Origin of the sequence: Comamonas sp. 4034, assembly GCF_050434545.1 — a bacterium.
Classification (GTDB): domain Bacteria; phylum Pseudomonadota; class Gammaproteobacteria; order Burkholderiales; family Burkholderiaceae_C; genus Comamonas; species Comamonas odontotermitis.
This window is the reverse complement of record NZ_JBNDIT010000002.1, coordinates 205,081-230,958: the sequence shown is the minus strand read 5'-3', so window position 1 is coordinate 230,958 and position 25,878 is coordinate 205,081. Positions and strand designations below refer to the sequence as shown.

At 60.1% G+C, this 25,878-nt stretch carries 31 protein-coding genes and 2 tRNA genes; 4 read left to right on the top strand and 29 right to left on the bottom strand.

Going from position 1 to position 25,878, the window contains the following annotated elements:
- Window positions 1–86: 86 nt before the first annotated feature.
- Entirely contained in the window at window positions 87–872 is a 786-nt protein-coding gene (locus ABIE32_RS03625; protein WP_429014008.1) for a PhaM family polyhydroxyalkanoate granule multifunctional regulatory protein, read from the bottom strand.
- A gap of 105 nt (window positions 873–977) precedes the next feature.
- On the opposite strand from ABIE32_RS03625, the gene ABIE32_RS03620 reads away from it, so the two are divergent.
- Window positions 978–1,391, top strand: coding sequence for a VOC family protein (locus tag ABIE32_RS03620; protein WP_429014005.1), 414 nt, complete (start codon window positions 978–980; stop codon window positions 1,389–1,391).
- 102 nt (window positions 1,392–1,493) lie between these two features.
- Here the strand turns inward: ABIE32_RS03620 and ABIE32_RS03615 are convergent.
- The 26 genes from ABIE32_RS03615 to ABIE32_RS03490 form a co-directional block, all read right to left on the bottom strand.
- Window positions 1,494–1,570: transfer RNA gene (locus ABIE32_RS03615), tRNA-Met, on the bottom strand.
- A gap of 187 nt (window positions 1,571–1,757) precedes the next feature.
- Window positions 1,758–1,834, bottom strand: a tRNA-Met gene (locus ABIE32_RS03610).
- A 222-nt stretch (window positions 1,835–2,056) separates the two neighbouring features.
- Window positions 2,057–2,443: a 50S ribosomal protein L17 gene (gene rplQ, locus ABIE32_RS03605; protein WP_224152952.1), complete on the bottom strand. Its 387-nt coding sequence runs from the start codon at window positions 2,441–2,443 to the stop codon at window positions 2,057–2,059.
- A 105-nt stretch (window positions 2,444–2,548) separates the two neighbouring features.
- A complete protein-coding gene (locus ABIE32_RS03600) occupies window positions 2,549–3,544 on the bottom strand; it encodes a DNA-directed RNA polymerase subunit alpha (RefSeq protein WP_224152950.1) in 996 nt (331 codons plus the stop codon).
- A 119-nt stretch (window positions 3,545–3,663) separates the two neighbouring features.
- Window positions 3,664–4,287: a 30S ribosomal protein S4 gene (gene rpsD, locus ABIE32_RS03595; protein WP_224152948.1), complete on the bottom strand. Its 624-nt coding sequence runs from the start codon at window positions 4,285–4,287 to the stop codon at window positions 3,664–3,666.
- Window positions 4,288–4,369: 82 nt separating this feature from the next.
- On the bottom strand, window positions 4,370–4,774 hold the full coding sequence (gene rpsK / locus ABIE32_RS03590; RefSeq protein WP_054257670.1) for a 30S ribosomal protein S11: 405 nt from the start codon (window positions 4,772–4,774) through the stop codon (window positions 4,370–4,372).
- Between the two features lie 17 nt (window positions 4,775–4,791).
- Window positions 4,792–5,157 carry a 30S ribosomal protein S13 gene (gene rpsM / locus ABIE32_RS03585; protein WP_184705471.1) on the bottom strand — a complete coding sequence of 122 codons (366 nt, stop codon included), beginning with the start codon at window positions 5,155–5,157 and terminating at the stop codon, window positions 4,792–4,794.
- A 21-nt stretch (window positions 5,158–5,178) separates the two neighbouring features.
- Window positions 5,179–5,292 (bottom strand): 50S ribosomal protein L36, encoded by a 114-nt coding sequence (rpmJ, locus tag ABIE32_RS03580; protein WP_003050535.1) that lies wholly within the window; start codon window positions 5,290–5,292, stop codon window positions 5,179–5,181.
- 93 nt (window positions 5,293–5,385) lie between these two features.
- On the bottom strand, window positions 5,386–6,705 hold the full coding sequence (gene secY, locus ABIE32_RS03575) for a preprotein translocase subunit SecY (RefSeq protein WP_184705469.1): 1,320 nt from the start codon (window positions 6,703–6,705) through the stop codon (window positions 5,386–5,388).
- 22 nt (window positions 6,706–6,727) lie between these two features.
- Window positions 6,728–7,159 (bottom strand): 50S ribosomal protein L15, encoded by a 432-nt coding sequence (rplO, locus tag ABIE32_RS03570; protein ID WP_184705467.1) that lies wholly within the window; start codon window positions 7,157–7,159, stop codon window positions 6,728–6,730.
- Between the two features lie 11 nt (window positions 7,160–7,170).
- On the bottom strand, window positions 7,171–7,353 hold the full coding sequence (gene rpmD, locus ABIE32_RS03565) for a 50S ribosomal protein L30 (protein ID WP_066475638.1): 183 nt from the start codon (window positions 7,351–7,353) through the stop codon (window positions 7,171–7,173).
- 14 nt (window positions 7,354–7,367) lie between these two features.
- Window positions 7,368–7,886 (bottom strand): 30S ribosomal protein S5, encoded by a 519-nt coding sequence (gene rpsE, locus ABIE32_RS03560; protein WP_224152946.1) that lies wholly within the window; start codon window positions 7,884–7,886, stop codon window positions 7,368–7,370.
- A 15-nt stretch (window positions 7,887–7,901) separates the two neighbouring features.
- Window positions 7,902–8,267, bottom strand: a complete 366-nt coding sequence (gene rplR, locus ABIE32_RS03555) for a 50S ribosomal protein L18 (RefSeq protein WP_184705463.1) — start codon at window positions 8,265–8,267, stop codon at window positions 7,902–7,904.
- An 11-nt stretch (window positions 8,268–8,278) separates the two neighbouring features.
- The gene (rplF, locus tag ABIE32_RS03550; RefSeq protein WP_429013998.1) at window positions 8,279–8,812 is read right to left on the bottom strand and encodes a 50S ribosomal protein L6; all 534 of its coding nucleotides are present in this window, start codon (window positions 8,810–8,812) and stop codon (window positions 8,279–8,281) included.
- Window positions 8,813–8,840: 28 nt separating this feature from the next.
- Window positions 8,841–9,236, bottom strand: coding sequence for a 30S ribosomal protein S8 (gene rpsH / locus ABIE32_RS03545; RefSeq protein WP_224152943.1), 396 nt, complete (start codon window positions 9,234–9,236; stop codon window positions 8,841–8,843).
- Between the two features lie 18 nt (window positions 9,237–9,254).
- Window positions 9,255–9,560, bottom strand: coding sequence for a 30S ribosomal protein S14 (rpsN, locus tag ABIE32_RS03540; protein WP_184705457.1), 306 nt, complete (start codon window positions 9,558–9,560; stop codon window positions 9,255–9,257).
- Between the two features lie 8 nt (window positions 9,561–9,568).
- A complete protein-coding gene (gene rplE / locus ABIE32_RS03535) occupies window positions 9,569–10,117 on the bottom strand; it encodes a 50S ribosomal protein L5 (protein ID WP_184705455.1) in 549 nt (182 codons plus the stop codon).
- Between the two features lie 10 nt (window positions 10,118–10,127).
- Complete coding sequence (gene rplX, locus ABIE32_RS03530; protein ID WP_429013994.1) at window positions 10,128–10,448, bottom strand: 50S ribosomal protein L24; 321 nt, start codon at window positions 10,446–10,448, stop codon at window positions 10,128–10,130.
- Between the two features lie 10 nt (window positions 10,449–10,458).
- Window positions 10,459–10,827, bottom strand: coding sequence for a 50S ribosomal protein L14 (rplN, locus tag ABIE32_RS03525; RefSeq protein WP_184705451.1), 369 nt, complete (start codon window positions 10,825–10,827; stop codon window positions 10,459–10,461).
- A 259-nt stretch (window positions 10,828–11,086) separates the two neighbouring features.
- Window positions 11,087–12,685, bottom strand: a complete 1,599-nt coding sequence (locus tag ABIE32_RS03520; protein ID WP_429013991.1) for an FAD-dependent oxidoreductase — start codon at window positions 12,683–12,685, stop codon at window positions 11,087–11,089.
- A gap of 471 nt (window positions 12,686–13,156) precedes the next feature.
- The gene (locus ABIE32_RS03515; protein WP_224152939.1) at window positions 13,157–14,887 is read right to left on the bottom strand and encodes an ABC transporter substrate-binding protein; all 1,731 of its coding nucleotides are present in this window, start codon (window positions 14,885–14,887) and stop codon (window positions 13,157–13,159) included.
- Window positions 14,888–14,992: 105 nt separating this feature from the next.
- Window positions 14,993–15,301 (bottom strand): DUF2160 domain-containing protein, encoded by a 309-nt coding sequence (locus ABIE32_RS03510; RefSeq protein ID WP_224152937.1) that lies wholly within the window; start codon window positions 15,299–15,301, stop codon window positions 14,993–14,995.
- Window positions 15,302–15,352: 51 nt separating this feature from the next.
- Complete coding sequence (locus ABIE32_RS03505; RefSeq protein ID WP_395028064.1) at window positions 15,353–16,165, bottom strand: carbohydrate ABC transporter permease; 813 nt, start codon at window positions 16,163–16,165, stop codon at window positions 15,353–15,355.
- A gap of 14 nt (window positions 16,166–16,179) precedes the next feature.
- The gene (locus ABIE32_RS03500) at window positions 16,180–17,070 is read right to left on the bottom strand and encodes a carbohydrate ABC transporter permease (RefSeq protein WP_224152936.1); all 891 of its coding nucleotides are present in this window, start codon (window positions 17,068–17,070) and stop codon (window positions 16,180–16,182) included.
- Entirely contained in the window at window positions 17,067–18,152 is a 1,086-nt protein-coding gene (locus tag ABIE32_RS03495; RefSeq protein WP_429013986.1) for an ABC transporter ATP-binding protein, read from the bottom strand. The genes ABIE32_RS03500 and ABIE32_RS03495 overlap by 4 nt, the downstream gene beginning before the upstream one ends.
- Before the next feature lie 3 nt (window positions 18,153–18,155).
- On the bottom strand, window positions 18,156–19,307 hold the full coding sequence (locus tag ABIE32_RS03490) for an ABC transporter ATP-binding protein (RefSeq protein WP_429013983.1): 1,152 nt from the start codon (window positions 19,305–19,307) through the stop codon (window positions 18,156–18,158).
- A gap of 229 nt (window positions 19,308–19,536) precedes the next feature.
- On the opposite strand from ABIE32_RS03490, the gene ABIE32_RS03485 reads away from it, so the two are divergent.
- Both ABIE32_RS03485 and glpK read left to right on the top strand, forming a co-directional pair.
- Window positions 19,537–20,298, top strand: coding sequence for a DeoR/GlpR family DNA-binding transcription regulator (locus ABIE32_RS03485; protein WP_224152932.1), 762 nt, complete (start codon window positions 19,537–19,539; stop codon window positions 20,296–20,298).
- A gap of 111 nt (window positions 20,299–20,409) precedes the next feature.
- The gene (glpK, locus tag ABIE32_RS03480; protein WP_429013979.1) at window positions 20,410–21,903 is read left to right on the top strand and encodes a glycerol kinase GlpK; all 1,494 of its coding nucleotides are present in this window, start codon (window positions 20,410–20,412) and stop codon (window positions 21,901–21,903) included.
- Between the two features lie 118 nt (window positions 21,904–22,021).
- Here glpK and aqpZ read toward each other — a convergent pair whose 3' ends face one another.
- Window positions 22,022–22,723: an aquaporin Z gene (aqpZ, locus tag ABIE32_RS03475; RefSeq protein ID WP_395028055.1), complete on the bottom strand. Its 702-nt coding sequence runs from the start codon at window positions 22,721–22,723 to the stop codon at window positions 22,022–22,024.
- 208 nt (window positions 22,724–22,931) lie between these two features.
- On the opposite strand from aqpZ, the gene ABIE32_RS03470 reads away from it, so the two are divergent.
- On the top strand, window positions 22,932–24,098 hold the full coding sequence (locus tag ABIE32_RS03470; RefSeq protein ID WP_429013976.1) for an esterase-like activity of phytase family protein: 1,167 nt from the start codon (window positions 22,932–22,934) through the stop codon (window positions 24,096–24,098).
- Between the two features lie 18 nt (window positions 24,099–24,116).
- On the opposite strand, the gene ABIE32_RS03465 is transcribed toward ABIE32_RS03470, so the two are convergent.
- Window positions 24,117–25,286: an ABC transporter substrate-binding protein gene (locus ABIE32_RS03465; protein WP_429013973.1), complete on the bottom strand. Its 1,170-nt coding sequence runs from the start codon at window positions 25,284–25,286 to the stop codon at window positions 24,117–24,119.
- Window positions 25,287–25,878: the final 592 nt, after the last annotated feature.

Sequence of the window (25,878 nt, the reverse complement as noted above, 5' to 3'; positions counted from 1 at the left end):
CACCATGACGGTGTCAGCCATGACCGCTTCGGGGTCGCTGCAAACCGGAATTGCGGCCGTGGCCTCCTCGCAGAGCAGACCGGCGCCTATTTTCGGCCGGACACCGGTTTCTTGGCCGCAGCGCGCTTGGCGGGAGCCCGTGGCGCTACAGCCTTGCCTGCCGGCTTCCTGGCAACGGGGCCCTTGGCCTTGGCCTTCGCCTTGGCTGCACCACCTGTCGCACCCATCGCCTCCATCGCCGTGGCGGCCGCTTCCTGCGTGGTGGCTGCATGCTGCATGGCGTGCTGGGTCACATCCTGCACAGCCTGCTGCGCGATGTGCTGAAACTGCTGGGTCAGGGCGCTCCACCACTGCAGGGGATCTGCACCTGTACCACCAGAAGCATTGGCAGTCGTGCCCGGGCCATCCTTTTTGGTGGATGCATCGGGGGGCGCGCTTGCGGCCACAGGCGACTTTGCAGCGGGTGGCGGAGCCTCCTGTGCGGCAGGCGCCTTTGGTGCGGCGCCCTTCTGCCCGGCCGTCGCAGCCTCCGCGCCCGAGCCGTTGGCGAACTGCTGCCAGTTCTGCACCACCGAAGTGGCCCAGTTCTCCACCGGAACGTTCATCGTCTGGAGTGCAGAAAGTGTCATCTTCTGCACTTCCATCGCCTGGATCGTGGCCGCCAGGGCACGCTGGTTCTGCTCCAGCCAAAACAACACGGTTTTGAGCTCGCCAATGCGCTTTTCGAGGTCGTCCACGCTCATGGTCGGGGCCACCCAGTCACTCCATTGGGGAAATGCCGAGGCGCTGCTTGCCACTCCGCCCTGGGCCAGTTTCTGCAAAAAATCAAAGCCGGGTGCAAAAGGATTGAATGAATCGCTGCTCGTCGCCATGAAAATAGCCTCCTGTTGTTGCCGCTGTTTCCGCCCAAGGCGTTGTGGCAGCTTATCCGATCGGCCGACCGCTGGCTATCCGCTTCTCCATCCAGGTTTCCCTCTATGCAAAGCCTCTTTCACCTTGCCTTCCACGTCCACGATCTGAATGCCGCACGACAGTTCTACGGCGCCACTCTGGGCTGCACCGAGGGCCGCAGTACCGATACATGGGTGGATTTCGATTTTTTCGGCCATCAGATCTCATGCCATCTCGGCAAGCCGTTCGAGACCACCAACACCGGCCATGTGGGCGATCACCTGGTGCCCATGCCGCATTTTGGTCTGGTGCTGGAGTTGCAGGATTGGCAGCAATTGGCGCAGCGCCTGCGTGATGCGCATACCCGATTCGTGCTGGAGCCCCAGGTGCGCTTCGAAGGACAGCCGGGCGAGCAGTGGACGATGTTCTTCTACGACCCTTCAGGCAACCCGATTGAGGTCAAGGGCTTCCGGTCACTGAAGCAGCTGTATGCCAACTGACGGCGGTATGACATTGGCAGCAACTCAGCCTGCCAATGTGCCCAGCGCTCTGCTGAATGGCGGGCACAAAAAAGCCAGCTGGAAAGCTGGTTTTTGATGTTCTGGTTGCGCGAGAAGGATTTGAACCTCCGACCTTTGGGTTATGAGCCCAACGAGCTACCAGACTGCTCCATCGCGCACCGCAATTATAGCGCGATATGGGGTGGCATTTCTGGAGTCTTGCGCTTTTCCTGATTATTTTCGCAGCTGCAACTTTGATAGCGCGTCCATGACAGGTCCGGCTGGAATGACGAACCGCCTGCAGAGAGGGCGAACTGCTTGCAGCAACAACAAAAAAGCCAGCTGAAAAGCTGGCTTTTGGTGTTCTGGTTGCGCGAGAAGGATTTGAACCTCCGACCTTTGGGTTATGAGCCCAACGAGCTACCAGACTGCTCCATCGCGCACCGCAATTATAACCCAGGGATTTCCTTGATATGAAGTCCATTGCCATATTTTGGAAATATTTTGCACTGCAGCATGCGAAGCCTCGGCCCAAGCAGCAGCAAGCAGGAGTCCGTCGTCCTGCAGGTCACGAAAGCCGCGGCGCCACCCACATATAGACATCAAAAAAAGAAAAAGCCCACCGAAGTGGGCTCTTTCATCAGCTTTGCAAAAATTGCGAAAGCTTATTCAGCAGCGGCTTCACCGGCTTCTTCAGCGCGGTCCACCAGCTCGACAAACGCCATAGGAGCGTTGTCGCCCACACGGTAACCCATCTTCAGGATACGGGTGTAACCGCCAGGACGGTTGGCCGAGCGAGGACCCAGCACGTTGAACAGCTTGGTGACGCTGTCGCGGTCACGCAGACGGTCAAACGCCAGACGACGGTTGGCAACGGTGTCCACCTTGGCCAGGGTGATCATGGGCTCGATCACCTTGCGCAGTTCCTTGGCCTTGGGCACAGTGGTCTTGATGGCTTCGTGCTCGATGAGCGAATTCATCATGTTTTGCAGCATCGCCTTACGGTGAGACGAGGTGCGGTTCAGTTTACGGAGGCCGTGTCCGTGACGCATGGTGCTTTTCCTTTTAAATCATTGATTCAATCAAACAGCCGTATCAGGTACTGTCTGACGCACTACAAATGGGCTTTCCCGAAACGGGAAGCCCGCCATTATAACTTAACGCTTTTCCAGACCGGCAGGTGGCCAGTTTTCAAGCTTCATGCCCAGCGTCAGACCACGGGAAGCCAGGACTTCCTTGATCTCGTTGAGCGACTTGCGACCCAGGTTAGGCGTCTTGAGCAACTCGTTCTCGGTGCGCTGGATCAGATCACCGATGTAGTAGATGTTCTCAGCCTTCAGGCAGTTGGCAGAACGCACGGTCAGCTCCAGCTCATCCACAGGACGCAGCAGGATCGGATCGAACGTGGCGTTGTTGCGTGCCTGGCCACCAGGTTGATCGAACACGTCGAGCGCGCCACCTTCCAGTTGGGCAAACACAGCCAGCTGCTCCACCAGAATCTTGGCCGACGAGCGCACTGCATCTTCTGCAGCAATGGCGCCGTTGGTTTCGATCTCGAGAACCAGCTTGTCCAGATCGGTACGCTGTTCCACACGAGCGGATTCCACCGTGTAGCTCACGCGCTTGATAGGCGAGAACGATGCGTCCAGCACGATGCGGCCGATCGACTTGGTCGACTCGTCGCCGTAGCGGCGGACGTTACCGGGCACATAGCCACGGCCCTTTTCCACCTTGATCTGCATGTCCAGCTTGCCGCCTTGCGACAGGTTGGCAATGATGTGATCAGGGTTGATGATTTCAACGTCGTGCGGCGTCTGGATATCAGCGGCCGTCACCACACCTTCGCCATCCTTGCGCAGGCTCAGGGTGACTTCATCACGGTTGTGCAGCTTGAAGACCACGCCCTTGAGGTTCAGCAAGATGTTGACCACATCTTCCTGGACGCCATCGATGGACGAGTATTCGTGCAGCACGCCTGCAATGGTTACTTCCGTCGCTGCATAACCCACCATGGACGACAACAGAACACGGCGCAGGGCATTGCCCAGAGTGTGGCCATAACCACGCTCGAACGGCTCCAGCTCCACCTCGGCACGATTGTGGCCCAGCTGTTCTACGTTGATTGTCTTGGGTTTCAGCAAATTGGTTTGCATGCAAACTTCCTCTCAATACCCCCGGCTCGTTACACCGGTAAGGCTGGTGAAGCACCAGAACCGCGATGCCTCGCGGTTCTGGGACGGATACTTCTGCAGTCGAAAACCGACCGTCGAAATTAACGGGAATACAGTTCGACGATCAGCGATTCGTTGATGTCAGCGCCGAATTCGTCGCGGTCAGGAGCCTTCTTGAAGACGCCTTCAGCCTTGTCTGCCGACACTTCCACCCAAGCAGGGAAACCCACTTGACCAGCCAGTTGCAGAGCTTCCACGATGCGGGCTTGCTTCTTGGACTTTTCGCGCACGGCAACCACATCGCCTTCCTTGACCAGGTAGGAAGAGATGTTGACGGATTGGCCGTTCACGGTGATTGCCTTGTGCGACACCAGCTGACGCGCTTCAGCACGGGTCGAACCGAAGCCCATGCGGTACACCACGTTGTCCAAACGGCTTTCCAGCAGGCTCAGCAGATTGGCGCCGGTGTTGCCACGGCGACGATCGGCTTCAGCGAAGTAGCGGCGGAATTGCTTTTCCAGCACGCCGTACATGCGCTTGACCTTCTGCTTTTCGCGCAGTTGCAGACCGTAGTCGGAAGTGCGGGCACCCGAAGTGCGGCCATGTTGGCCTGGCTTGGTGTCCAGCTTGACTTTGTCCGCAATCGAGCGACGTGCGCTCTTGAGGAACAGGTCTACGCCTTCGCGGCGGGAAAGTTTGCCCTTAGGGCCAATAAAACGTGCCACTTGAATATCCTTTTTTCAGCTACCGCATAAATGCGGGAGCCGCCAGAGCACCATGCACTGGCGGCGGTGGGCTTATGGTGAATTAGATACGACGACGCTTTTGAGGGCGGCAGCCGTTGTGAGGCACTGGCGTCACATCGGAGATCGACGTGATGCGGATGCCCAACGCACCCAAGGCGCGAACCGAGGATTCACGACCTGGGCCTGGGCCCTTGATCTCGACGTCCAGGTTCTTGATACCTTGTTCCATGGCAGCACGGCCGGCCACTTCGGAAGCAACCTGGGCAGCAAAAGGCGTCGACTTGCGCGAGCCCTTGAAACCCTGGCCACCGGACGAAGCCCAAGACAGAGCATTGCCTTGGCGGTCGGTGATCGTGATGATGGTGTTGTTGAACGAAGCGTGAACGTGTGCAATACCGTCAGAAATGTTCTTGCGAACTTTCTTACGTACACGAGCAGCTGCGTTGTTTGCAGGAGACTTAGCCATTGTGTACCTTCAATCTCTTATTTCTTCAAAGCCGCTGCGCCCTTGCGCGGACCCTTGCGGGTACGGGCATTGGTGCGGGTACGTTGACCACGCATGGGCAGACCACGACGATGACGGAAACCGCGGTAGCAGCCGATGTCCATCAAACGCTTGATGTTCATCGTGGTTTCACGACGCAGGTCACCTTCCAGGGTCAGGTGAGCAATCGCGTCACGGATCTTTTCCAGATCAGCGTCCGTGAAATCCTTTACTTTCTTGGCGTAGTCGATACCCGTGGTTTCGCAGATCTTGCGAGCCGTGGTACGACCGATGCCATAGATAGCGGTCAGGCCGATCTCCGCATGTTGGTGCGGAGGAATGTTAATACCAGCAATACGTGCCATTTGCGTCCTCTAGTCTTTCAATCAACCTTGGCGCTGCTTGTGGCGCTGGTCGGTGCAGATCACGCGTACGACACCCTTGCGACGGATGATCTTGCAGTTACGGCAAATCTTCTTTACCGAAGCTGAAACTCTCATTTCATTCTCCTAAAACTTCCATCCGCTCCAGTCTGTGACGGCATTTCAAATTTTTAGCCCGAACAGACTGGAGGGCACACTTTCCTGTCGATCTCAGTTTTTGGCTGAGGCCTTGAAGTTCGCCTTCTTCAGAAGCGACTCATACTGCTGAGACATCATGTAGTTTTGTACCTGGGCCATAAAGTCCATAGTCACCACCACGATGATCAACAAGGAAGTGCCACCGAAATAGAACGGAACGTTGTACTTCAGGATCAAGAACTCTGGCAGCAGACACACAAAGGTGATGTAGATCGCCCCTGCAAGTGTCAAACGCACCAAAATCTTATCAATATAGCGTGCTGTCTGATCCCCTGGTCGAATACCGGGAATAAAGGCACCACTCTTCTTCAGGTTATCGGCCGTTTCGCGGCTGTTGAAAACCAGAGCCGTATAGAAGAAGCAGAAAAAGATGATCGCTGCGGCGTAGAGCATCACATAGATAGGTTGACCAGGAGTCAACGTCCCAGCAATGTCCTTGAGCCAACGCATCGATTCGCCAGCGCTGAACCAGTTCACAACCGTAGCAGGCAGCAAGATGATCGACGAAGCGAAGATGGGAGGAATCACACCTGCCATGTTCAGCTTCAGCGGCAAGTGCGACGACTGGCCACCATACACCTTGTTTCCAACCTGACGGCGCGCGTAATTCACCAGGATCTTGCGTTGACCGCGTTCGACAAACACGACGAAGTACGTCACGGCTGCCACCACGAGGACGATGAAGATCGCGGCAATGATGCTCATCGCACCAGTGCGCACCAATTCGAGCAAACCGCCGATGGAGCTGGGGAGACCCGCAGCAATACCAGCGAAGATCAGGATCGAGATCCCGTTGCCCAAACCACGCTCTGTGATCTGCTCACCCAACCACATCAGGAACATCGTACCGGCAGTCAGGCTGACCACAGCAGTAAGACGGAACCCGAATCCAGGGCTGAGAACCAAACCGGCAGTGCCTTCCAGTGCAACGGCAATGCCGAGTGACTGGAACAATGCAAGGGCCAGTGCACCATAGCGGGTGTACTGGGTGATCTTGCGACGGCCGGCTTCGCCCTCTTTCTTCATCTGCTCGAATGTCGGGACGACATAAGTCATCAATTGCATGATGATCGATGCCGAGATGTACGGCATGATCCCCAGTGCAAACACGGTGAAGCGCGAGAGCGCTCCGCCCGAGAACATGTTGAACAGATTGAGAATGCCACCCTGTTGGCTATTGAACAGCTGCTGCAACTGGTTTGGATCGATACCAGGCACCGGGATATGAGCCCCGATGCGGTAGACGATCAGCGCCAGCAACAGAAAAACCAAACGACGACGCAAATCGCCGTACTTACCGGTCTTTGCAATGGTTGCGGTGTTCGTAGCCACTGATGATTTCTTTCAGAAAAGGTTAGGCGATGCTGCCGCCAGCGGCTTCGATCGCAGCCTTGGCACCAGCGGTGGCACCGATGCCATTGAGCTTCACGGCCTTGGTGAGTTCACCAGCCTTGATCACCTTCACGACCTTGGCCAGCTGACCAACCAGGCCAGCTTGCTTCAGCACTGCCAGATCCACTTCTGCGGCGCCCAGGCGCTCCAGAGCAGCCAGCGACACTTCGGCGTTGAACTTCAGCGTGGTCGACTTGAAACCGCGCTTTGGCAAACGACGCTGCAGAGGCATTTGACCGCCTTCGAAGCCTACCTTGTGGTAGCCACCCGAACGCGACTTCTGACCCTTGTGGCCACGGCCGGCGGTCTTACCCAGACCCGAACCGATACCACGGCCCACACGACGCTTGGCGTGCTTGGCACCTGCTGCAGGCTTGATGCTATTGAGTTCCATCATCAATCCTTTCAGAGAACCTTCACCAGGTAGGCGATCTTGTTAATCATGCCGCGCACTTCGGGGGTGTCCTTCAGTTCGCTGATGCTGTTCAGCTTGCGCAGACCCAGACCACGCACGGTGGCGCGGTGGTCTTGCTTGGTACCAATCGGGCTACGCACCAGTTGGACCTTCACAGTTTGTTGCGTTGTCATAGTGACGACTCCGATCAGGCGAACAGGTCTTCAACCGACTTGCCACGCTTTGCTGCCACTTCCGAAGGGGTCGTGGAATTGTTCAAAGCGTCGAAAGTGGCGCGAACCATGTTGTAGGGATTCGACGAACCATGGCTCTTGGCCACGATATCGGTGATGCCCAGGACTTCGAAAACGGCGCGCATTGGGCCGCCGGCAATGATACCGGTACCCTTGGGAGCAGGAGCCAACATCACGTTGGCAGCGCCATGGTGACCCATCACGGTGTGATGCAGGGTGCCGTTCTTGAGCGACACCTTGATCATGTTGCGACGGGCTTCTTCCATAGCCTTCTGCACGGCAGCAGGCACTTCCTTGGACTTGCCCTTGCCCATGCCAACGCGGCCGTCACCGTCGCCAACCACGGTCAGTGCAGCGAAGCCGAGAATACGACCACCCTTCACAACCTTGGTGACGCGGTTCACCGCGATCATTTTTTCGCGCAAACCGTCGTCACGACCTTCGTCTTGCACTTTGGGGGAAAATTTAGCCATTTCTATCCACTCCGCTTAGAACTGCAGGCCGGCTTCGCGGGCTGCATCAGCCAGAGCCTTCACGCGGCCGTGGTATGCAAAACCTGCACGGTCGAAAGCAACCTTTTCAACGCCAGCTGCCTTCGCCTTTTCAGCGATGCGCTTGCCGATGAGAGTCGCTGCTGCGGTGTTGCCACCCTTGCCGGAAGCGCCCAGGTTGCTGCGCACTTCGGCTTCGGCCGTCGATGCAGTAGCGATTACCTTGGTGCCGTCGCCGGAAATGATCGTGGCATAGATATGGAGGTTCGTACGGTTCACCGTCAAACGCGCAACGCCTTGGTTGGCAATGCGGATGCGGGTCTGCAGGGAACGACGAAGACGCTGCTCTTTCTTGTTGAACATCATGCAGCTCCTTATTTCTTCTTAGTCTCTTTGATCGTGACCTTCTCATCCGAATAACGGATGCCCTTGCCCTTGTAAGGCTCGGGAGGACGAACGGCACGAATCTCTGCTGCCAGCTGACCAACACGTTGGCGGTCAGCACCCTTGATCACCACTTCCGTAGGGGTAGGGGTGGCAACGGTGATGCCAGCAGGCATTTCAAAGTTGACTGGGTGGGAGAAACCAACGCTCAGGTTCAGCTTGCTGCCAGAGGCTGCAGCCTTGTAACCCACGCCGACGAGAGACAGCTTCTTTTCGAAGCCCTTGCTCACACCAACCACCATGTTGTTCACCAGCTGACGCATGGTGCCGCTCATGGCGTTGGCTTCGCGGGAGTCGTTCACTGGCTCGAAAGCCAGCTTACCTTCGCTATTGGTCACCTTGACCAGGGCGTTAGGGGTCAGAGCCAGCGTACCGCCGGCGCCCTTCACGCTGATTTGGTCTTCCTTGATGGAGACATCCACACCTTGGGGGATGCTCACAGGCATTTTTGCTACGCGGGACATTTCAGTATTTCTCCTTCAATGCCACGGGTTAAGCCACATAGCAAAGCACTTCGCCGCCGACACCGGTAGCGCGCGCCTTGCGATCCGTCATCACGCCCTTGGGAGTGGTAACGATAGCAACGCCCAAGCCGTTTTGGACTTGAGGAATTGCATTGCGGCCCTTGTACACACGCAGGCCAGGACGGCTCACGCGCTCGATACGCTCGATCACAGGGCGACCGGCGTAGTACTTCAAGGTAATTGCGAGTTCAGACTTGCCATCTTCGGTCTTCACTTCGAAGCCGTCGATGTAACCCTCTTCCTTCAGCACCTGGGCGATGGCAACCTTCACTTTGGAAGATGGCACCGACACGGTGGCCTTGGACACCATTTGGGCGTTGCGGATACGGGTCAGCAAGTCAGCGATTGGATCACTCATGCTCATGTTTAATCTCCTGACTGCTTACCAGCTGGCCTTGGTCACGCCGGGGATGGCGCCGACAAATGCCAGTTCACGAATCTTGGCGCGGCCCAGACCGAATTGACGGAAGGTGCCACGGGGACGACCCGTGATTTCGCAACGTGCACGTTGACGATTGGGGTTTGCATTGCGAGGCAGCTTCTGCAGGCCCAGACGGGCTGCTTCACGCTCTTCGTCGGTGCGCTTGCTGTCACCGGCGATTGCCTTCAGTTCTGCATACTTGGCTGCGTACTTTGCAGCCAGCTTTTCACGCTTCAGTTCGCGTTGGATCAGTGCTTGTTTAGCCATGCATCACCTCAGTTCTTGAACGGGAAGCGGAAAGCCTGCAACAAAGCCTTGGCTTCGTCATCATTCTTCGCAGTCGTCGTAATGCTGATGTTGAGACCACGCAGTGCGTCGACTTTGTCGTACTCAATTTCAGGGAAGATGATCTGTTCTTTGACGCCGATGTTGTAGTTACCACGGCCATCAAAAGCGCGGCCAGAGATACCACGGAAGTCACGCACGCGAGGCAGTGCCACGGTCACGAAACGGTCCAGGAACTCATACATCTGAACGCCACGCAGGGTCACCATGCAGCCGATAGCCTGGCCTTCGCGGATCTTGAAACCAGCGATAGCCTTCTTGGCCTTGGTCACCACAGGCTTCTGACCAGCAATCTTGGTCAGGTCAGCCACGGCGTTGTCCATCACCTTCTTGTCGGAAACGGCTTCGCTCACACCCATGTTCAGGGTGATCTTGGTCAGGCGAGGCACTTCCATTGGGGAGGTGTAGCCGAACTTCTTCATCAGTTCGGGAGCGATTTGCTCACGGTATTGTTTTTGCAGTCGTGCAACGTTTGCCATGTCTTACTCCTTAGACTGCCTTGATTTCAGCGCCATTGGACTTGAACACGCGAACACGTGCGCCGTCAGCGTTCACCTTGATGCCCACGCGGTCACCCTTGCCGGTCGCCGCATTGAAGATCGCCACGTTCGATTGGTGGATAGGCATGGCCTTTTCCACGATACCGCCGTTGGTGCCCTTCATGGGGTTTGGCTTGACGTGCTTCTTCACCAGGTTGATGCCTTCGATCACCAGGTGGGAGTCATCAGCGCGCAGCGTCACAACGCCGCGCTTGCCCTTGTCGCGCCCAGTCAGCACGACCACTTCGTCGCCCTTGCGAATCTTGTTCATGGTGCTGTCCTTAGAGAACTTCAGGGGCCAGGGACACGATCTTCATGAAGCGCTCGGTACGCAGTTCACGCGTCACGGGGCCAAAGATACGGGTGCCGATAGGCTCCAGCTTTGCATTGAGCAACACTGCAGCGTTGCCATCGAATTTGACGAGCGAACCGTCAGCACGGCGAATACCCTTAGCGGTACGCACCACCACAGCACTGTAGACCTCGCCTTTTTTGACGCGGCCACGTGGAGCAGCTTCTTTCACGCTCACCTTGATAATGTCGCCAACGCTCGCATAGCGACGGTGCGAGCCACCCAGCACTTTGATGCACTGGACAGACTTCGCGCCGGTATTGTCGGCAACCTCGAGTCGAGATTCTGTCTGGATCATTTCAATATTCCCAACTTGCACCAGCAGACCGGACAGCCCAATAAGAATTAATCCTCATGGACAGCCAAGCAGCCAGTCAGTCTTGGGCCCGTCGTCCACACCGCAACCATTTACGATGCTTCTCCTGGGCAGAAACCTCACGCGTGAATTCAGTCAAACCAAGAAATGGTCGCCAAATTACGCGCGAAGCTGATTATTCTGACAGAGCGCCTCTCCTCTGTCAATAGCGTAACCACCGTCCGGTTCCGCTTTGGCGGTTTTACGCCAGTTTTTTGCCTGTGTACTGTTGCGCCAATGCCAAAAAAGACTCCAGCGCAGGATCTGACCCCAATTCCTCGCGCAGGATTTCGGCCACCCGAGGGGCCAGCTTGGCAGCCAGACGCGCATCCAGAAACAGCATCCGGTTGCGGCGGGCCAGCACATCTTCCACAGTGCGAGCGTACTCATGGCGCGCGGCAAAGCGCACCATGGCTTCGCTCAGGCCATCAGCCAGCCAGACGGATGCACCCGGCAGAGCTTCGATGACCTCTGCCTCGCTGCCATAGGAGTGCATGCCCTGCCCCATGTGCATGCTGTGCTGCGAGCGGCCTGAGGCAGGCGAGCCCACCAGCGGCAGGTTCACCGTCACCCCGCCAGGCTTGCGCGGCAGCTCCCCCGCATTGAAGCAGGCCTCGAGCACGTCTTCTGCCATGGCGCGGTAGGTGGTCCACTTGCCCCCTGTCACGGTCACCATGCCCGATTTGCTGGTGAGCACAGTGTGCTCACGGCTGATGCCCTTGGTGTTTTCGCCGTCGTCATCCTGCGGCTTGGCGAGGGGACGCAGGCCTGCCCACATGCTGCGCACGTCGGCCAGCGTAGGCTGGCGGCTGAGGTATTTGCCCGCTTCACTGAGGATGAAGTTCACTTCTTCGTCAAACGGCACCGGCTCGCGCGCCAAGTCATGGCGTGGGGTATCGGTGGTACCCAGGATCACCTTGCCCAGCCACGGCACGGCGAAAAGCACCCGACCGTCGGCGGTCTTGGGCACCAGAAGCGCGTGGTCGCTGGGCAGGAACTCACGGTCGACCACCAGGTGCACCCCCTGGCTGGGGGCGACCATGGCTTTGACTGGCTTGCCAAGCATCTGCGCGTCTTCCTGGCGCAGTTGATCCACCCAGGGGCCGGTGGCGTTGACCACGCAGCGTGCACGCACCGTATATGCCAGGCCGGTCTCCGCGTCCTTGCATTCCAGGCCGACGACACGGCCACCTTCCTGCACCAGCCCGGTCACCGGACAGTAATTGATCAGCAACGCGCCCTTGGCCGCAGCCGTGCGCGCCAGCGCCAGTGCCAGGCGGGCATCGTCGAACTGACCGTCCCAGTATTTGACGCCCCCCTTGAGGCCCTTGCCCTGTACCGTTGGCAGCAGGCCACGGGTAGCGCCAGCCGACAGGAACTGGGTCGAGCCCAGCCCCGCCTTGCCCGCCAGTGCGTCATACATCTTGAGGCCGATGCCGTAGAAAGGCGTGTCCAGCAGCCGGTACGAAGGCATGACGAAGGCAAGCGGCTGTGCAATATGCGGCGCATTGTGCAGCAAGGTGGTGCGCTCATGCAGCGCCTCACGCACCAGTGCGATATTGCCTTGCGCCAGGTAGCGCACACCGCCGTGCACCAGTTTGGTGGCACGCGAGGATGTGCCCTTGGCAAAGTCCATGGCCTCCAGCAGTACCACCTTGAAACCGCGCGCCGCTGCATCCAGCGCCACGCCCAGGCCGGTTGCGCCTCCGCCTACCACGGCCAGGTCAAAAGAAGGCGTCTGCGCCAGCTGCTGGAGTAGCTCAGCGCGAACCGTTGCTTGGGGAGAGGTCGAGGTATTCATGAACAGGAAAACTGGTGATCAGACGGCGGCATGCCCGCGTTGCGTTTCCTAAATTTTCGCTCTTTTTCGTTTTTGATGCAATCTAGCCGGAAACAATGATTCGTTTTTGATAAATTTTGATCAAACGTAACAAAACCATCCTCAAACAAGCATTCAAGGACAGATGTCGCGGTTGATAAAAAGAAGAGCTGTCTGCGCTTGTTTTTATGGAGTTTTAGATATTTTTATAGCCCAAAATGTGTACTACCTTGCGCTGACAGCTATCGTTTTTGTGTTTCTGACATTGCGCCGTCAGTGCCGTACGGTCTACAGCCAGCGGTAAGGATCCATCAGCGGCCTTGCTCCGCTTCGCTGCCGCGCGGCCCAAGCGCCACCAACACCCCCTGCGCCCCGGGACATGGGCGTCAAGTCTTGCCTCTGCAGCCAGTCTGCAGTTGCCGGTTTGCAGGGTGATGTCAGCAGCAGCTCATGTCAGCGCACCTTGCCTTCCTTCCAGGCGCTCAGCAGCTTGTTGTAGTCAATGGTTTCCCCCTTGGGCTTTTCGTTGGCCAGTTTCTTCCAGGGCGCATGCGCATCGCTCAGCCACTTGTTGGGATCTCCCTTGGGGTTGAGCTTGGGCGCGCAATGGGCCATGCCGGCGCGTTGCAGGCGGGCCATCACGTTGTCCATTTCATCCGCCAGGTTGTCCATGGCCTTCTGCGGCGTCTTTTCACCCGTCACAGCCTCGGCCACGTTCTTCCACCACAGTTGCGCGAGCTTGGGGTAATCGGGCACGTTGGTGCCGGTCGGCGTCCACGCCACGCGGGCCGGGCTGCGGTAAAACTCCACCAGGCCACCGAGCTTGGGTGCCATGTCGGTCAGCGCCTTGGACTGGATGTCCGACTCACGGATCGGCGTGAGGCCGACAATGGTCTTCTTGAGCGACACGGTCTTGGAGGTCACGAACTGCGCGTACAGCCAGGCAGCGGCGGTCTTGTTGGCGTCGTGGCCATTGAAGAAAGACCACGAGCCCACATCCTGGTAGCCGTTCTGCATGCCCTGCTTCCAATAGGGGCCGTTCGGACCGGGGGCCATGCGCCACTTGGGGGTGCCATCGGCATTCACCACGGGCAGGCCGGGCTTGGTCATGTCGGCGGTAAAGGCGGTGTACCAGAAGATCTGCTGCGCAATCTGTCCCTGGGCGGGCACGGGACCGGCCTCGCCAAAGGTCATTCCCATGGCTTCCTTGGGCGCGTATTTCTTCATCCAGTCGATGTACTTGGTGAGCGCATAGACGGCCGCAGGCGAGTTGGTGGCGCCGCCGCGCGATACCGATGCACCAACCGGCGTGCATTTGTCATCAGCCACGCGGATGCCCCATTCGTCCACCGGCATGCCGTTGGGATTGCCGATATCGGCCGAGCCCGCCATCGACAGCCAGGCATCGGTAAAGCGCCAGCCGAGCGATGGGTCCTTCTTGCCATAGTCCATATGGCCATAGATGGGCTTGCCGTCGATCTGCTTGACATCGTTGGTAAAGAACTCGGCAATGTCTTCGTAGGCGCTCCAGTTCAGCGGCACGCCCAGGTCATAGCCGTATTTGGCCTTGAACTTGTCCTTCAGGTCCTTGCGCTCGAACAGGTCGGCGCGGAACCAGTACAGGTTGGCAAACTGCTGGTCGGGCAGCTGGTAGAGCTTGCCGTCGGGCGCGGTGGTGAACTTGGTGCCGATGAAGTCCTTGATGTCCAGGCCCGGATTGGTCCACTCCTTGCCCGCGCCTGCCATGTAGTCGGTCAGGTTCATCATCTTGCCGTAGCGGTAGTGCGTGCCGATCAGGTCGGAATCACTGATCCAGCCGTCGTAGATCGACTTGCCCGACTGCATCGAGGTCTGCAGCTTCTCGACCACATCGCCTTCCTGGATCAGGTCGTGCTTGACCTTGATGCCGGTAATCTCTTCAAACGCCTTGGCCAGCGTCTTGGATTCGTATTCGTGCGTGGTGATGGTTTCGGACACCACGGCAATCTCCTTCACCCCTTTGCCCTGCAGCTTCTTGGCGGCATCGATGAACCACTTCATCTCGGCCGCCTGCTGGTCCTTGCTCAAGGTCGAGGGCTGAAACTCACCGTCAATCCACTTCTTGGCATCGGCCTCTGCGGCCCACGCGCCGTGCATGGCGAGCATCGCCGCTGCCGCCGCCAATGCTGTGTATCGCATCTTCATGAATGTCTCCTAGGTGGCGCTTCCCCGGGGTGTCCGATCGCGGCTCCGGGGAGGCGGAGAGCCGGATACGTTGAAAAATACCGTTCGATCTCTCTCCGCCTGCGACTAGCCCTTGCGCATGATCAATGCGAGCAGCAGCATCGACAGGACAAAGCTGATCCACACCGAAGGCTCTGCCTCCAGCGACATCCATTCCTGCAGCTTGCCTGCAATGCCAACAAAGATCAGATTGAAGTAGGCGGCTGCCAGAAGCCCGATGAAGAGCCGGTCCCCGCGCGTGGTGGCAATGGGCAGCCAGCCCCGCCGCAGCGTGGTGGGCGACTTCAGCTCCCATACAGTCATGCCGATCAGCATCAGCACGATGCAGGTGAAAAATACCGCCACCGGGGTGGTCCAGACCATCCAGTCAAACATGGCGCTTCTCCTCTTTCATTCCGATGCCCATGGCGTCCGCATCGCCCGGCCTCACACCCGGCCCATCGCAAAGCCCTTGGCGATGTAGTGGCGCACAAACCAGATCACGATGGCGCCGGGCACGATGGTGAGCACACCCGCAGCCGCCAACGTGGCCCAGTCCATGCCCGAGGCGCTCACCGTGCGTGTCATGGTTGCCACGATGGGCTTGGCGTTCACGCTGGTCAGCGTGCGCGCCAGCAGCAGCTCCACCCAGCTGAACATGAAGCAGAAGAATGCCGCCACGCCCACACCCGCCTTGATGAGCGGCAAGAAAATGGTCAGGAAGAAGCGCGGAAAGGAGTAGCCATCGATATAGGCGGTTTCATCGATCTCGCGCGGAATGCCGCTCATGAAGCCTTCCAGAATCCACACCGCCAGCGGCACGTTGAACAACAGGTGCGCCAGCGCTACGCCCAGGTGCGTATCCATCAGGCCCACGGTGCTGTAGAGCTGAAAAAACGGCAGCAGAAACACGGCCGGCGGCGTCATGCGATTGGTCAGCAGCCAGAAGAACACATGCTTGTCGCCCAGAAACTGGTAGCGCGAGAAGGCATAGGCCGCGGGCAGAGCCACGGTGAGCGAGATGACCGTGTTGATGGCCACATAGATCAGGCTGTTGATATAGCCCGAATACCACGACTCATCGGTAAAGATGCGCACGTAGTTGGACCAGGTGAACTGCTGCGGAAAGAACGAGAAGCTCGAAAGAATCTCCTCATTCGTCTTGAAGCTCATGTTCACCATCCAGTAGATGGGCAGCAGTGCGAACACGATGTAGAGCACCAGGAAGATGCTGCGCTTGTGAAACCGCTTGTCGCTCATGTCAGCTCCTGCACTCATTGCTCCACCTCTGCTTCCTGCGTGCCTACGCGCTGCATCCAGTTGTAGAGCACAAAGCAGAACAAGAGGATGATGAGGAAGTAGATCAGCGAGAACGCTGCCGCAGGCCCCAGATCGAACTGGCCCACGGCCTTCTGCGTGAGGTACTGGCTCAGAAAGGTGGTGGCATTGCCCGGCCCGCCGCCGGTCAGCACAAAGGGCTCGGTGTAGATCATGAAGCTGTCCATGAAGCGCAGCAGCACGGCAATCATCAGCACGCCCCGCATCTTGGGCAGCTGGATGTAGCGGAACACGGCAAACTTGCTCGCGCCATCGATGCGCGCCGCCTGGTAATAGGCGTCGGGAATGGAGCGCAGCCCGGCGTAGCACAGCAGCGCCACCAGGGGTGTCCAGTGCCACACATCCATCACCAGTACCGTGAGCCACGCATCCGAGGCGCTGCCGGTGTAGTTGTAGTCAATACCCAGCTTCTGCAGAGTGTGGCCAAGCAGGCCGATATCGGCACGGCCATAGATCTGCCAGATGGTGCCCACCACGTTCCAGGGGATCAGCAGCGACAGTGCCACCACCACCAGCACGGCAGACGACTTCCAGCCCTTGGCCGGCATGGCCAGCGCCAGCGCAATACCCAGTGGAATCTCCACCGCCAGTACTGCCAGCGAGAACGTGATCTGCCGCCACAGCGCCGAATGCAGCTCTTCATCGCGCATCACCGCCGCAAACCATTCGGTGCCGACGAACACCCGCCGCTCGGGGTCGATGATGTCCTGCACCGAGTAGTTCACCACCGTCATCAGCGGCAGGATGGCGGAGAAGGCCACGCACAGGATCACCGGCAGGATCAGCCACCAGGCCTTCTGGTTGACCGGCTTGTTGGAGGGGTTCATGCCATCAGCTCCTCATTGCGGTAGTAGCAGGTGTGCGGATTCACCACCTCCAGCCAGACCGTGGCGCCAGGCGCGGGCAGCGCCGTATCGGCCATGAACCGGGCCTTCAGGGCCTTGCCGTCCACGGCAGCGGTCAGCAGCATGTGGGTGCCCACATCCTGCACGCGCTGGACCTGCGCGGGCACGGCACCGGCGGAGCCTGCGGGCGCAAGGCGCATGTATTCAGGCCGTATACCCAGATGCAGGGCTTGCTGCGCGGCGGCAGCGCCCTCCAGCCCTGCAGGCACGGCCATGCGCTGGCCTGCCACCCACATGGCGCCATCCCGGCACTGCAGGGGCAGGAAATTCATGCCCGGCGAGCCAATGAAGTGCCCGACAAAGGTATGGCTCGGGCGCTCGAACAGGGCCTCGGGCGCGCCCACCTGCATCACCCGCCCGCGCGACATCACCACCACCTGCTCGGCAAAGGTCAGCGCCTCCACCTGGTCATGGGTCACATAGATCAGCGTGAGCTTGAACTCCTGGTGAATCTGCTTGAGCTTGCGGCGCAACTGCCACTTCAGGTGCGGATCGATCACCGTCAGCGGCTCGTCGAACAGCACGGCCGCAACATCGGGCCGCACCAGCCCCCGGCCCAGCGATATCTTCTGCTTGGCATCGGCCGACAGGCCGGCTGCGCGCTGATTCAGCTGCCCGCTCATCTCCAGCATCTCGGCGATGGCGCCCACGCGCTTGCGGATCTCGGCCTCCGGCACCTTGCGGTTGCGCAGCGGAAAGGCCAGGTTCTGCTCCACCGTCATGGTGTCGTAGATCACCGGAAACTGGAACACCTGCGCAATATTGCGCTGCTGCGGGCTCTCCTGCGTCACATCGCGCCCGTCAAACAGCACCTTGCCGTGCGATGGCGTTAGCAGGCCCGACATGATGTTGAGCAAGGTCGTCTTGCCACAGCCCGACGGGCCCAGCAGCGCATAGGCGCCGCCGTCGGCAAACTCCATCTGCAGCGGCAGCAGGGCGTAATCGCTGTCTTGCTGCGGGTGGGGGCGGTAGGCGTGCGCCAGATCCAGGGAAATACGAGCCATGGCTTACACCTCTTGCGCCGCACCGGGCCACTGTGACGACGATGACCGCTGTGGCTGTTGCTGCTGTTGCGGCAGCTGCAGCAGGGCGCCGCCCTGGTTGCCTGCACGCTCCGTCTCAAAAACATAGCAGTCAACGGGCGCCAGATAAAGGCTGACTTGCTCATTGGCTGCCAATTTGTGCACACCCGTCAATTGCGCCACCCAACCGCCCCAGGGCAGCTGCACATGCACGAAGGTGTCCGAGCCGGAGATTTCCACCAGGTACACCTGGCCATGCAGATGGATGTCGCCCGGGCGCTCCTGCAGGCGCAGCGCACTCGCGCGAACGCCCACCACCACCTCGCTGGTGGTGGCGGTTGCGGGCAATGGCTGCTGCAGCGGCAGCGTGGCGCCTTGCGGCAAGGCAAGCTGCGCGCCGCCAGCCTGCACCTGTGCCGTCACCAGGTTCATGGGCGGATCGCTGAAAGCCCGCGCCACTCGCAGCGAGCGCGGTGCATGGAAAACCTGGGCCGTCGGCCCGTACTGCAGCAGCTCGCCCGCGTCCAGAACAGCGGTGTAGCCGCCCAGGAGCAAGGCCTCGCCCGGCTCGGTGGTGGCGTAGACCACGGTGGAGCGGCCTGCCTCGAACAACTGGCTCAGTTCATCGCGCAGGCCTTCGCGCAGCTTGTAATCGAGGTTGACGAGTGGTTCGTCAAGCAGCATCAGCGGCGCGTCCTTGGCCAGGGCGCGCGCCAGGGCGACGCGCTGCTGCTGGCCGCCTGAGAGCTCGGCAGGCAGGCGATCCAGAAACATATCGATATGCAGGCGCTCAGCCAGGCTGCGCACCTTGCTATCAATTTCAGAGTCACCACGCAGCCGCAAGGGAGACGCAATGTTCTGCGCCACAGTCATCGAAGGGTAGTTGATGAACTGCTGGTACACCATGGCCACATCGCGCTGGCGCACCGATACGCCGGTCACATCCTGGCCATCGACCAGCATCCGGCCGCCAGCGGGTTTGTCCAAACCCGCCATGATGCGCATCAAGCTGGTTTTGCCCGCCTGCGTTGCGCCCAGCAGCACCGTCACAGCATTGCTCTGCAGCGATAAATCCAGCGGATAGAGCCATGTCTGCCCTCCGACCCGTTGGACCACATTCTCCAACACCAGCTGCATCATCGCCTCTCTGCTCCGAATGAAAGAGCAAGCCTGCAAATCTGTGAAAATGAAAGCCTCGTGCTTTCGAATTCGTTCATTTTTGTTCTTTTGAACGCGCCTCCAATAGAAAGTTACCCTAGTAAGGGTTCGTTTTAATTCGATCTACAGTGTTTGGGAGCAAACTGCCGCAGACGGTTCCTGCTGCACCCACGCCCTCCTCACTGCCCCTATCAACACCTCCTGCGCTGTGAACACCAATCCACGACAACTCCAATTGATAGACGAGGTGCGCCGCCGCCAATCTGCCACGGTCGAGCAGTTGGCAGAGATCCTGGGCGTCACCTTGCAAACCGTGCGGCGCGACATCCAGAAGCTCGCAGACACGGGGCTGCTGGTGCGCTTTCACGGTGGCGTGCGCGTGCCCAGTTCCACCACCGAGAACCTCGCCCATACGCAGCGCGAATCACTCAATGCCGACGGCAAATCGCGCATCGCCAAGGCGGTGGCTGCCCAGGTGCCCAACAACTGCTCGCTGATCCTGAACATCGGCACCACCACCGAGGCCATTGCCCGCGCTCTGATGCAGCACCGCGGCCTGCGCGTCATCACCAACAACCTCAACGTGGCCGCCACGCTCAGCAGCAATGCCGATTGCGAAGTGATCGTCGCCGGCGGCGTGGTGCGCGGGCGTGATCGCGGCATCATCGGCGAGGCGGCGGTGGATTTCATCCGCCAGTTCCGCGTCGATATTGCGCTGATCGGCATCTCGGGCATCGAATCAGACGGCAGTCTGCGCGACTTTGATTTCAGAGAAGTGAAAGTGGCCCAGACCATCATGGAGCAGGCCCGCGAAGTGTGGATGGCCGCCGACCAGAGCAAATTCGGCCGCCCGGCCATGGTGGAGGTGGGCCCGCTCTCGCGCATTGATCGCCTCTTCACCGATGCGCCGCCGCCCGAGCCCTTTCCGCGCCTGCTGCAGGATGCCAATGTGCGCTGCACCGTGGCCTGAAATATGAACACCCGCCTGAGCTGCTGCGGGACGGCCCTTGTCTGGCTGCGCTGGCCCCGGCCGCTCCAGCGCCATCGACGTGCGTAGCACGCAATGAATCACGGAAAACCTATGACCTACTTGCTTGCCCTCGACCAGGGCACCTCCAGCTCCCGCTCCATCGTGTTTGACGCGCGCGGCAACATCGTCGCCCTGGCCCAGCAGGAGCTGCCACAGATCTACCCCAGCCCCGGCCATGTGGAACACGACCCATTGCAGATCTGGGGCACGCAGCTCGCCACCGCGCGCGAGGCCCTCAAGAAAAGCGGCATCAGTGCCAGCCAGATCACGGCGCTTGGCATCACCAACCAACGCGAAACCACCGTGGTGTGGAATCGCAAGACCGGCCAGCCCATCCACAATGCCCTGGTCTGGCAGGACCGGCGGGCAGAGCCCGTGTGCGCCCAGCTGCGCGAAGAAGGTCATGCTGGTCTGATCCAGCAGAAGACCGGCCTGCTCGTCGACGCCTATTTTTCCGCCACCAAGCTGCAGTGGCTGCTGGACCACGTACCCGGCGCGCGTGCCGCCGCCGAGCGCGGCGAGCTCGCCTTTGGCACCGTGGATACCTGGCTCGTCTGGCAGCTGACTGGCGGCCAACGCCATGTAACCGACGTGAGCAACGCCAGCCGCACCATGCTCTTCAATGTGCACAGCAACCAGTGGGACGACGAGCTGCTGGCGCTCCTGCGCATTCCGCGCTCGCTGATGCCGGAGGTCCAACCCTCGGCCAGCCACTTTGGCGATACCACGGACGATTTTCTGGGCGCGCCCATCCACATCGGCGGCATGGCGGGCGACCAGCAAAGCGCCCTCTTCGGCCAGGCCTGCTTCTCTGCAGGCATGGCCAAGAACACCTATGGCACCGGCTGCTTCATGCTGATGCACACCGGAGGCACCTTCCAGACCTCGCGCAATGGCCTGCTGACCACCAGCGCCGCGCAGGTATCCTCAGCACCCCAGTTCGCACTGGAAGGCAGCGTCTTCGTCGGTGGCGCCGTGGTGCAATGGCTGCGCGACGGCCTGCGCGCCATCGAGCACAGCGGCCAGGTGCAGCAGCTGGCCGAAAGCGTGCCCGACAGCGGCGGCGTCATGATGGTGCCCGCCTTCACCGGCCTGGGCGCGCCGTACTGGAATGCCGATGCGCGCGGCACCATCACCGGCCTCACCCGTGGCACCACCTTGGCCCACATCGCCCGCGCCGCGCTCGAATCCATCGCCTACCAAAGCGCCGCCCTGCTGCAGGCCATGAGCCGCGACGCCGTGGCCAACGGTGGCCAGCCCGTGACCGAGTTGCGCGTGGACGGCGGCGCCTGCGTCAACAACCTGCTGATGCAGTTCCAGGCCGACCTGCTGGGCATTCCCGTGGTGCGCCCCGCCTGCGTGGAAACCACCGCACTGGGCGCCGCCTACCTCGCGGGCCTGTCCACCGGCGTCTACCAGAGCACCGACGAGCTGTCGGCGCTGTGGAAGGCCGAACGCCGCTTCGTCCCCACCCAGGACAAGGCCCGCGCCGACGCCCTGATGGCCCGCTGGGAGCAGGCCGTGCGCCAGACTACGGCGCAATAAACCTCGTCACTATTAATTTGATAGCAATTTGCGCTTTATAGGTAAGCGCCAGCGAGCAAAATAACCCATAAAAAAAGGGATGCATCAGCATCCCTTTTGCATTGAGCCGTTTGCCTGCTCAGTCTTCCTGACCTGCCAGCAGTGCCTTGTGGATCAGCGCGCCGATGACAGCGCCCACGATCGGTGCCAGCCAGAAGAGCCACAGCTGCTCCAGCGCGATCGATGGGCCGAACAATGCAGGGCCGGTGCTGCGTGCGGGGTTGACCGAGGTGTTGGTCACGGGGATCGAGATCAGGTGGATCAAGGTCAGGCACAGGCCGATGCTCATGCCTGCAAAGCCCGCTGCAGCCTTCTTCGCGGTGGAGCCCAGAATCACCAGCAGGAAGACTGCTGTCAGTACCACTTCGGTCACCAGTGCAGCCACCATCGAGAACTTGCCGGGCGAATGCTCGCCAAAGCCATTGGTTGCCAGGTCGGTGACCGTGGCGCCAGCCTTGCCGGAAGCAATCAGGTACAGCACAGCGGCGGCGGCAATCGCGCCCAGCACCTGGGCAATGATGTAGCCTGGCAGCTCAGACGCCTTGAAGCGGCCAGCCACCGTCAGGCCCACCGACACCGCTGGGTTGAAGTGCCCGCCCGACACCGGGCCGAAGGCATAGGCGCCGGTCAGCACCGTGAGGCCAAAGGCCAGCGACACGCCCAGGAGGCCAATACCGACCTGTGGAAACGCGGCGGCCAATACAGCGCTGCCGCAGCCTCCGAAAGTCAACCAGAAGGTTCCTAAAAATTCCGCCGACCACTTTTGTGCTTGGGTTGCCATTACATCACTCCTCTTATTTACGGGCGCAGCCACCTCATGGCTGTCACCTCCAGCCGCGATGATAGGAACCCCTGTACCCTCGCAACACCGAGAAAATGTGAACAATTGCCGGGTAGTACCGTGGCGTTCCCGAGAATTTATACGCCAGCAACAGATGCAGCACAACCCTCATATTTTTACTACAAGCCGTCGCCGGTTTGCCATTGCCATGGTGGCAAGCGCCCTGGCCGGTTGCGGCCATGCGCCGTTTCACGCGCCGGACACCGGCCAGAAGACCCAGGCAGATGCCCCACCACCCGCATTGCCATGCACCGATCCAGCCTCCTTCCGTCTGCTGGGTGAAACGCGCTGGGGCCTGGATGTGCAGTTTGCCGGGGTACCGGTGGGCGGTCTCTCGTCCATCGACTACAACACCGCCGACGACCGCTATTACCTGGTGAGCGATGACCGCTCGGCGCATGACAGCGCGCGCTTCTACACCGCCCGCATCCACTACGATGCAGGCGGCCTGCACAGCGTGCAGTTGGACGAAGCCCGCTACCTGGGCGCGCCCGATGGCCAGCCTTACGCCTCCAGGCGCACTGCCCGCGCAGGCATTGCCGTGCCCGACCCCGAAGCGCTGCGCGTGCTGCCCGGTAGCCAGCGCCTCGCCTGGAGCAGCGAAGGCGATTTTGCGCGAGGCTTTGGGCCGGAGGTGAACGAAGCCACGCTCGATGGCCGCTGGCAGCAGGCCTGGCCGCTGCCGCCACAACTGCAGCTGCCCGCCAACAAGGGCTCCAGCACCGGCCCGCGCAACAACATGACGCTGGAAGGCATGGCCATCGGTGATGACCAGAAAACGCTGTGGCTGGCCATGGAAGGCGCCCTGAAGCAGGATGGCCCGCTGCCCGCACGCGGCCTGCCGGGCGGCCCCTTGCGCATCACGCAGTACGACTTGGCAACGCGCCAGCCGCAGCGCCAGATCGCCTATGTGCCCGACGCCCTGCCTCTGGACAACCTGACACTGCCCCTGGTGGCGGTCAATGGTGTGAGCGAAATCCTGGCCGATGGGCCGAAACACCTGCTGGTGCTGGAGCGCTCCTACGTTCTGGGCACGGGCTTTTCGGTGCGGCTCTACCGCATTTCTACCGAAACCACCGACACCCTGGCCATGGATGCACTGGTGCCCGGCCAGTTCGAGCCAGCCGCCAAGACACTGCTGCTGGACTTTGCCCAGGCAGGCCTGCAGACCGTGGACAACATCGAGGGCATGACCTGGGGCCCGCGCCTTGCCAGCGGCGAACGCGTATTGCTACTGGTGAGCGACAACAACTTCAACCCTGCCGAAGTGACCCAGTTCGTCGCCCTGGCCGAAACCCCATCCTGCTCGCGCTGAATGGCTCCTTGCTATCAGTCAAGCAGCCACGGCGCGCGATGGGTCGCCATGAGGCCCCAGGCCGATCACCCGTTTCTCTGCCGTCAGCATGCTCATCTCGACAAACTTCGAGCCCATGTGGCTGCGCGGTGTGAAGGTGACATCAAAGCCGCCAAAGGACTGGCGATCCAGCGTCTCCAGGCCAGCTATCAAACCCTCGCGCGTTGGCGACTTGGCGCGCTTCAAGCCCTCCACCAGCACCTTGGCAGCCAAAAACCCTTCCATGCTGGCATAGGTGCCTGCGGCGCCCCCGCCACCTTTGCGCATGGCCTCCTGGTACTCGCGCGCCAGGGCCGACGAACCGCTTGAGGGAGAAGGCACGACCTGCGACACCACGACGCCCGAGCCCTCCTTGCCCAGCTCATTGGCCAGGGCCTCTGCCCCGACAAAGGACACGTTGTAGAAAGTGCCGCTGAAACCGGCCTTGCGCGCTGCACGGATGAAGGCCGCGCAGGATTTGTAGGTACTGATCAGCACCACGGCATGGGGCTGCGCAGCCACGATGGTGCGCACGGCAGCGCCGACATCGACCGAGTTGCGCTCGACAACACCAGTGGCAACAGGCCGCAGCTTGAGCTGCGCCAGCGCCAGCGTCACGCCATCCAATCCCGCATGGCCATAGGCATCGTTCTGATGGAACACCGCAATCTGGTTGTTGCCAATGGTGGTCAGGTGACGCACGATCTGTGCCGTCTCGTCGTTGTACGAGGCGCGCACATGGAACACATTGCGCCGGAATGGGTTGCGCAATGACATGGCTCCGCTGAACGGGGCAAAGAAAGGAATGTTATCGCCGGCCGTCAGAGGCAGTGCGGCCAGGCTCGTGGGCGTGCCTATGTAGCCGAACAGCGCAAACACCTGCTCCTGAATCAGCTGGCGCGTGTTGGCAGCCGTACGCTCGGGGTCATAGCCATCATCCAGATGGCGAATCGTCACCGGACGCTGACCGCTTTGCGCGTTGTACTGTTCCAGAAACAGGTTCGCACCCTGGTTGAACTGGATACCCAATTGCGCAGCAGGCCCGGTAAATGGCGCCGACTGGCCCAGTACCAGCGGCGCATCTGCCGCATGCGCGCGAAGCGAGCCCAGGCCCGTCAAAGCGGCAGATCCAGCCAGTACCGAAAAATGCCTGCGATTCAAACTCGTCATCTCTTTTCCTCCAAGTGGGGCGTGGCAGCTTGGGCTGCCATCGGATTGCAATAATTTACCAAGAACGTGTTTACGATCTCTACGCAGCCGCGTTGGAGTGCAATCGGGATGAGTTCGAAGCGATGGGCCGCAGCTTGCACCGGGGGGCAAGCAAGGGTCAGCGCGCAGAAATCGCCCGATTTCACTCCAACCCAGAGGGACAGTGGGCTTGCGGGCGCCCGGCTAGGGGCGGTCTGCGTTGTTGCAAATCCTCGCAATAGCGGGGCTATTGCTGCGGTATTGCGCCTCGCATCCCCTCCCTAGCCGGGCGCCCCGCAACGCCACTGTCGCGGCGCGAGGAGATCGTAAACACGTTCTAGAACTCTGTTCAATTGTTATTTCAATCGCTGCCGAGGCTATCCCAGGTGTGGCGAGCTTGCTGCACACCAAAAAACGCATTGAACCCACCTCTTGGCGGCAGAAGATAGGCAAATGTGCTTCCAGCGCACGACAGGCAAGCGCAGAGGCATCAAATTACATAGCAAAAACCCGCCTGCCAACTTGGGGGTTGCACGAAGCGCTTGGGCCGTGCCGCTGCCGCCGCTATAGTCAA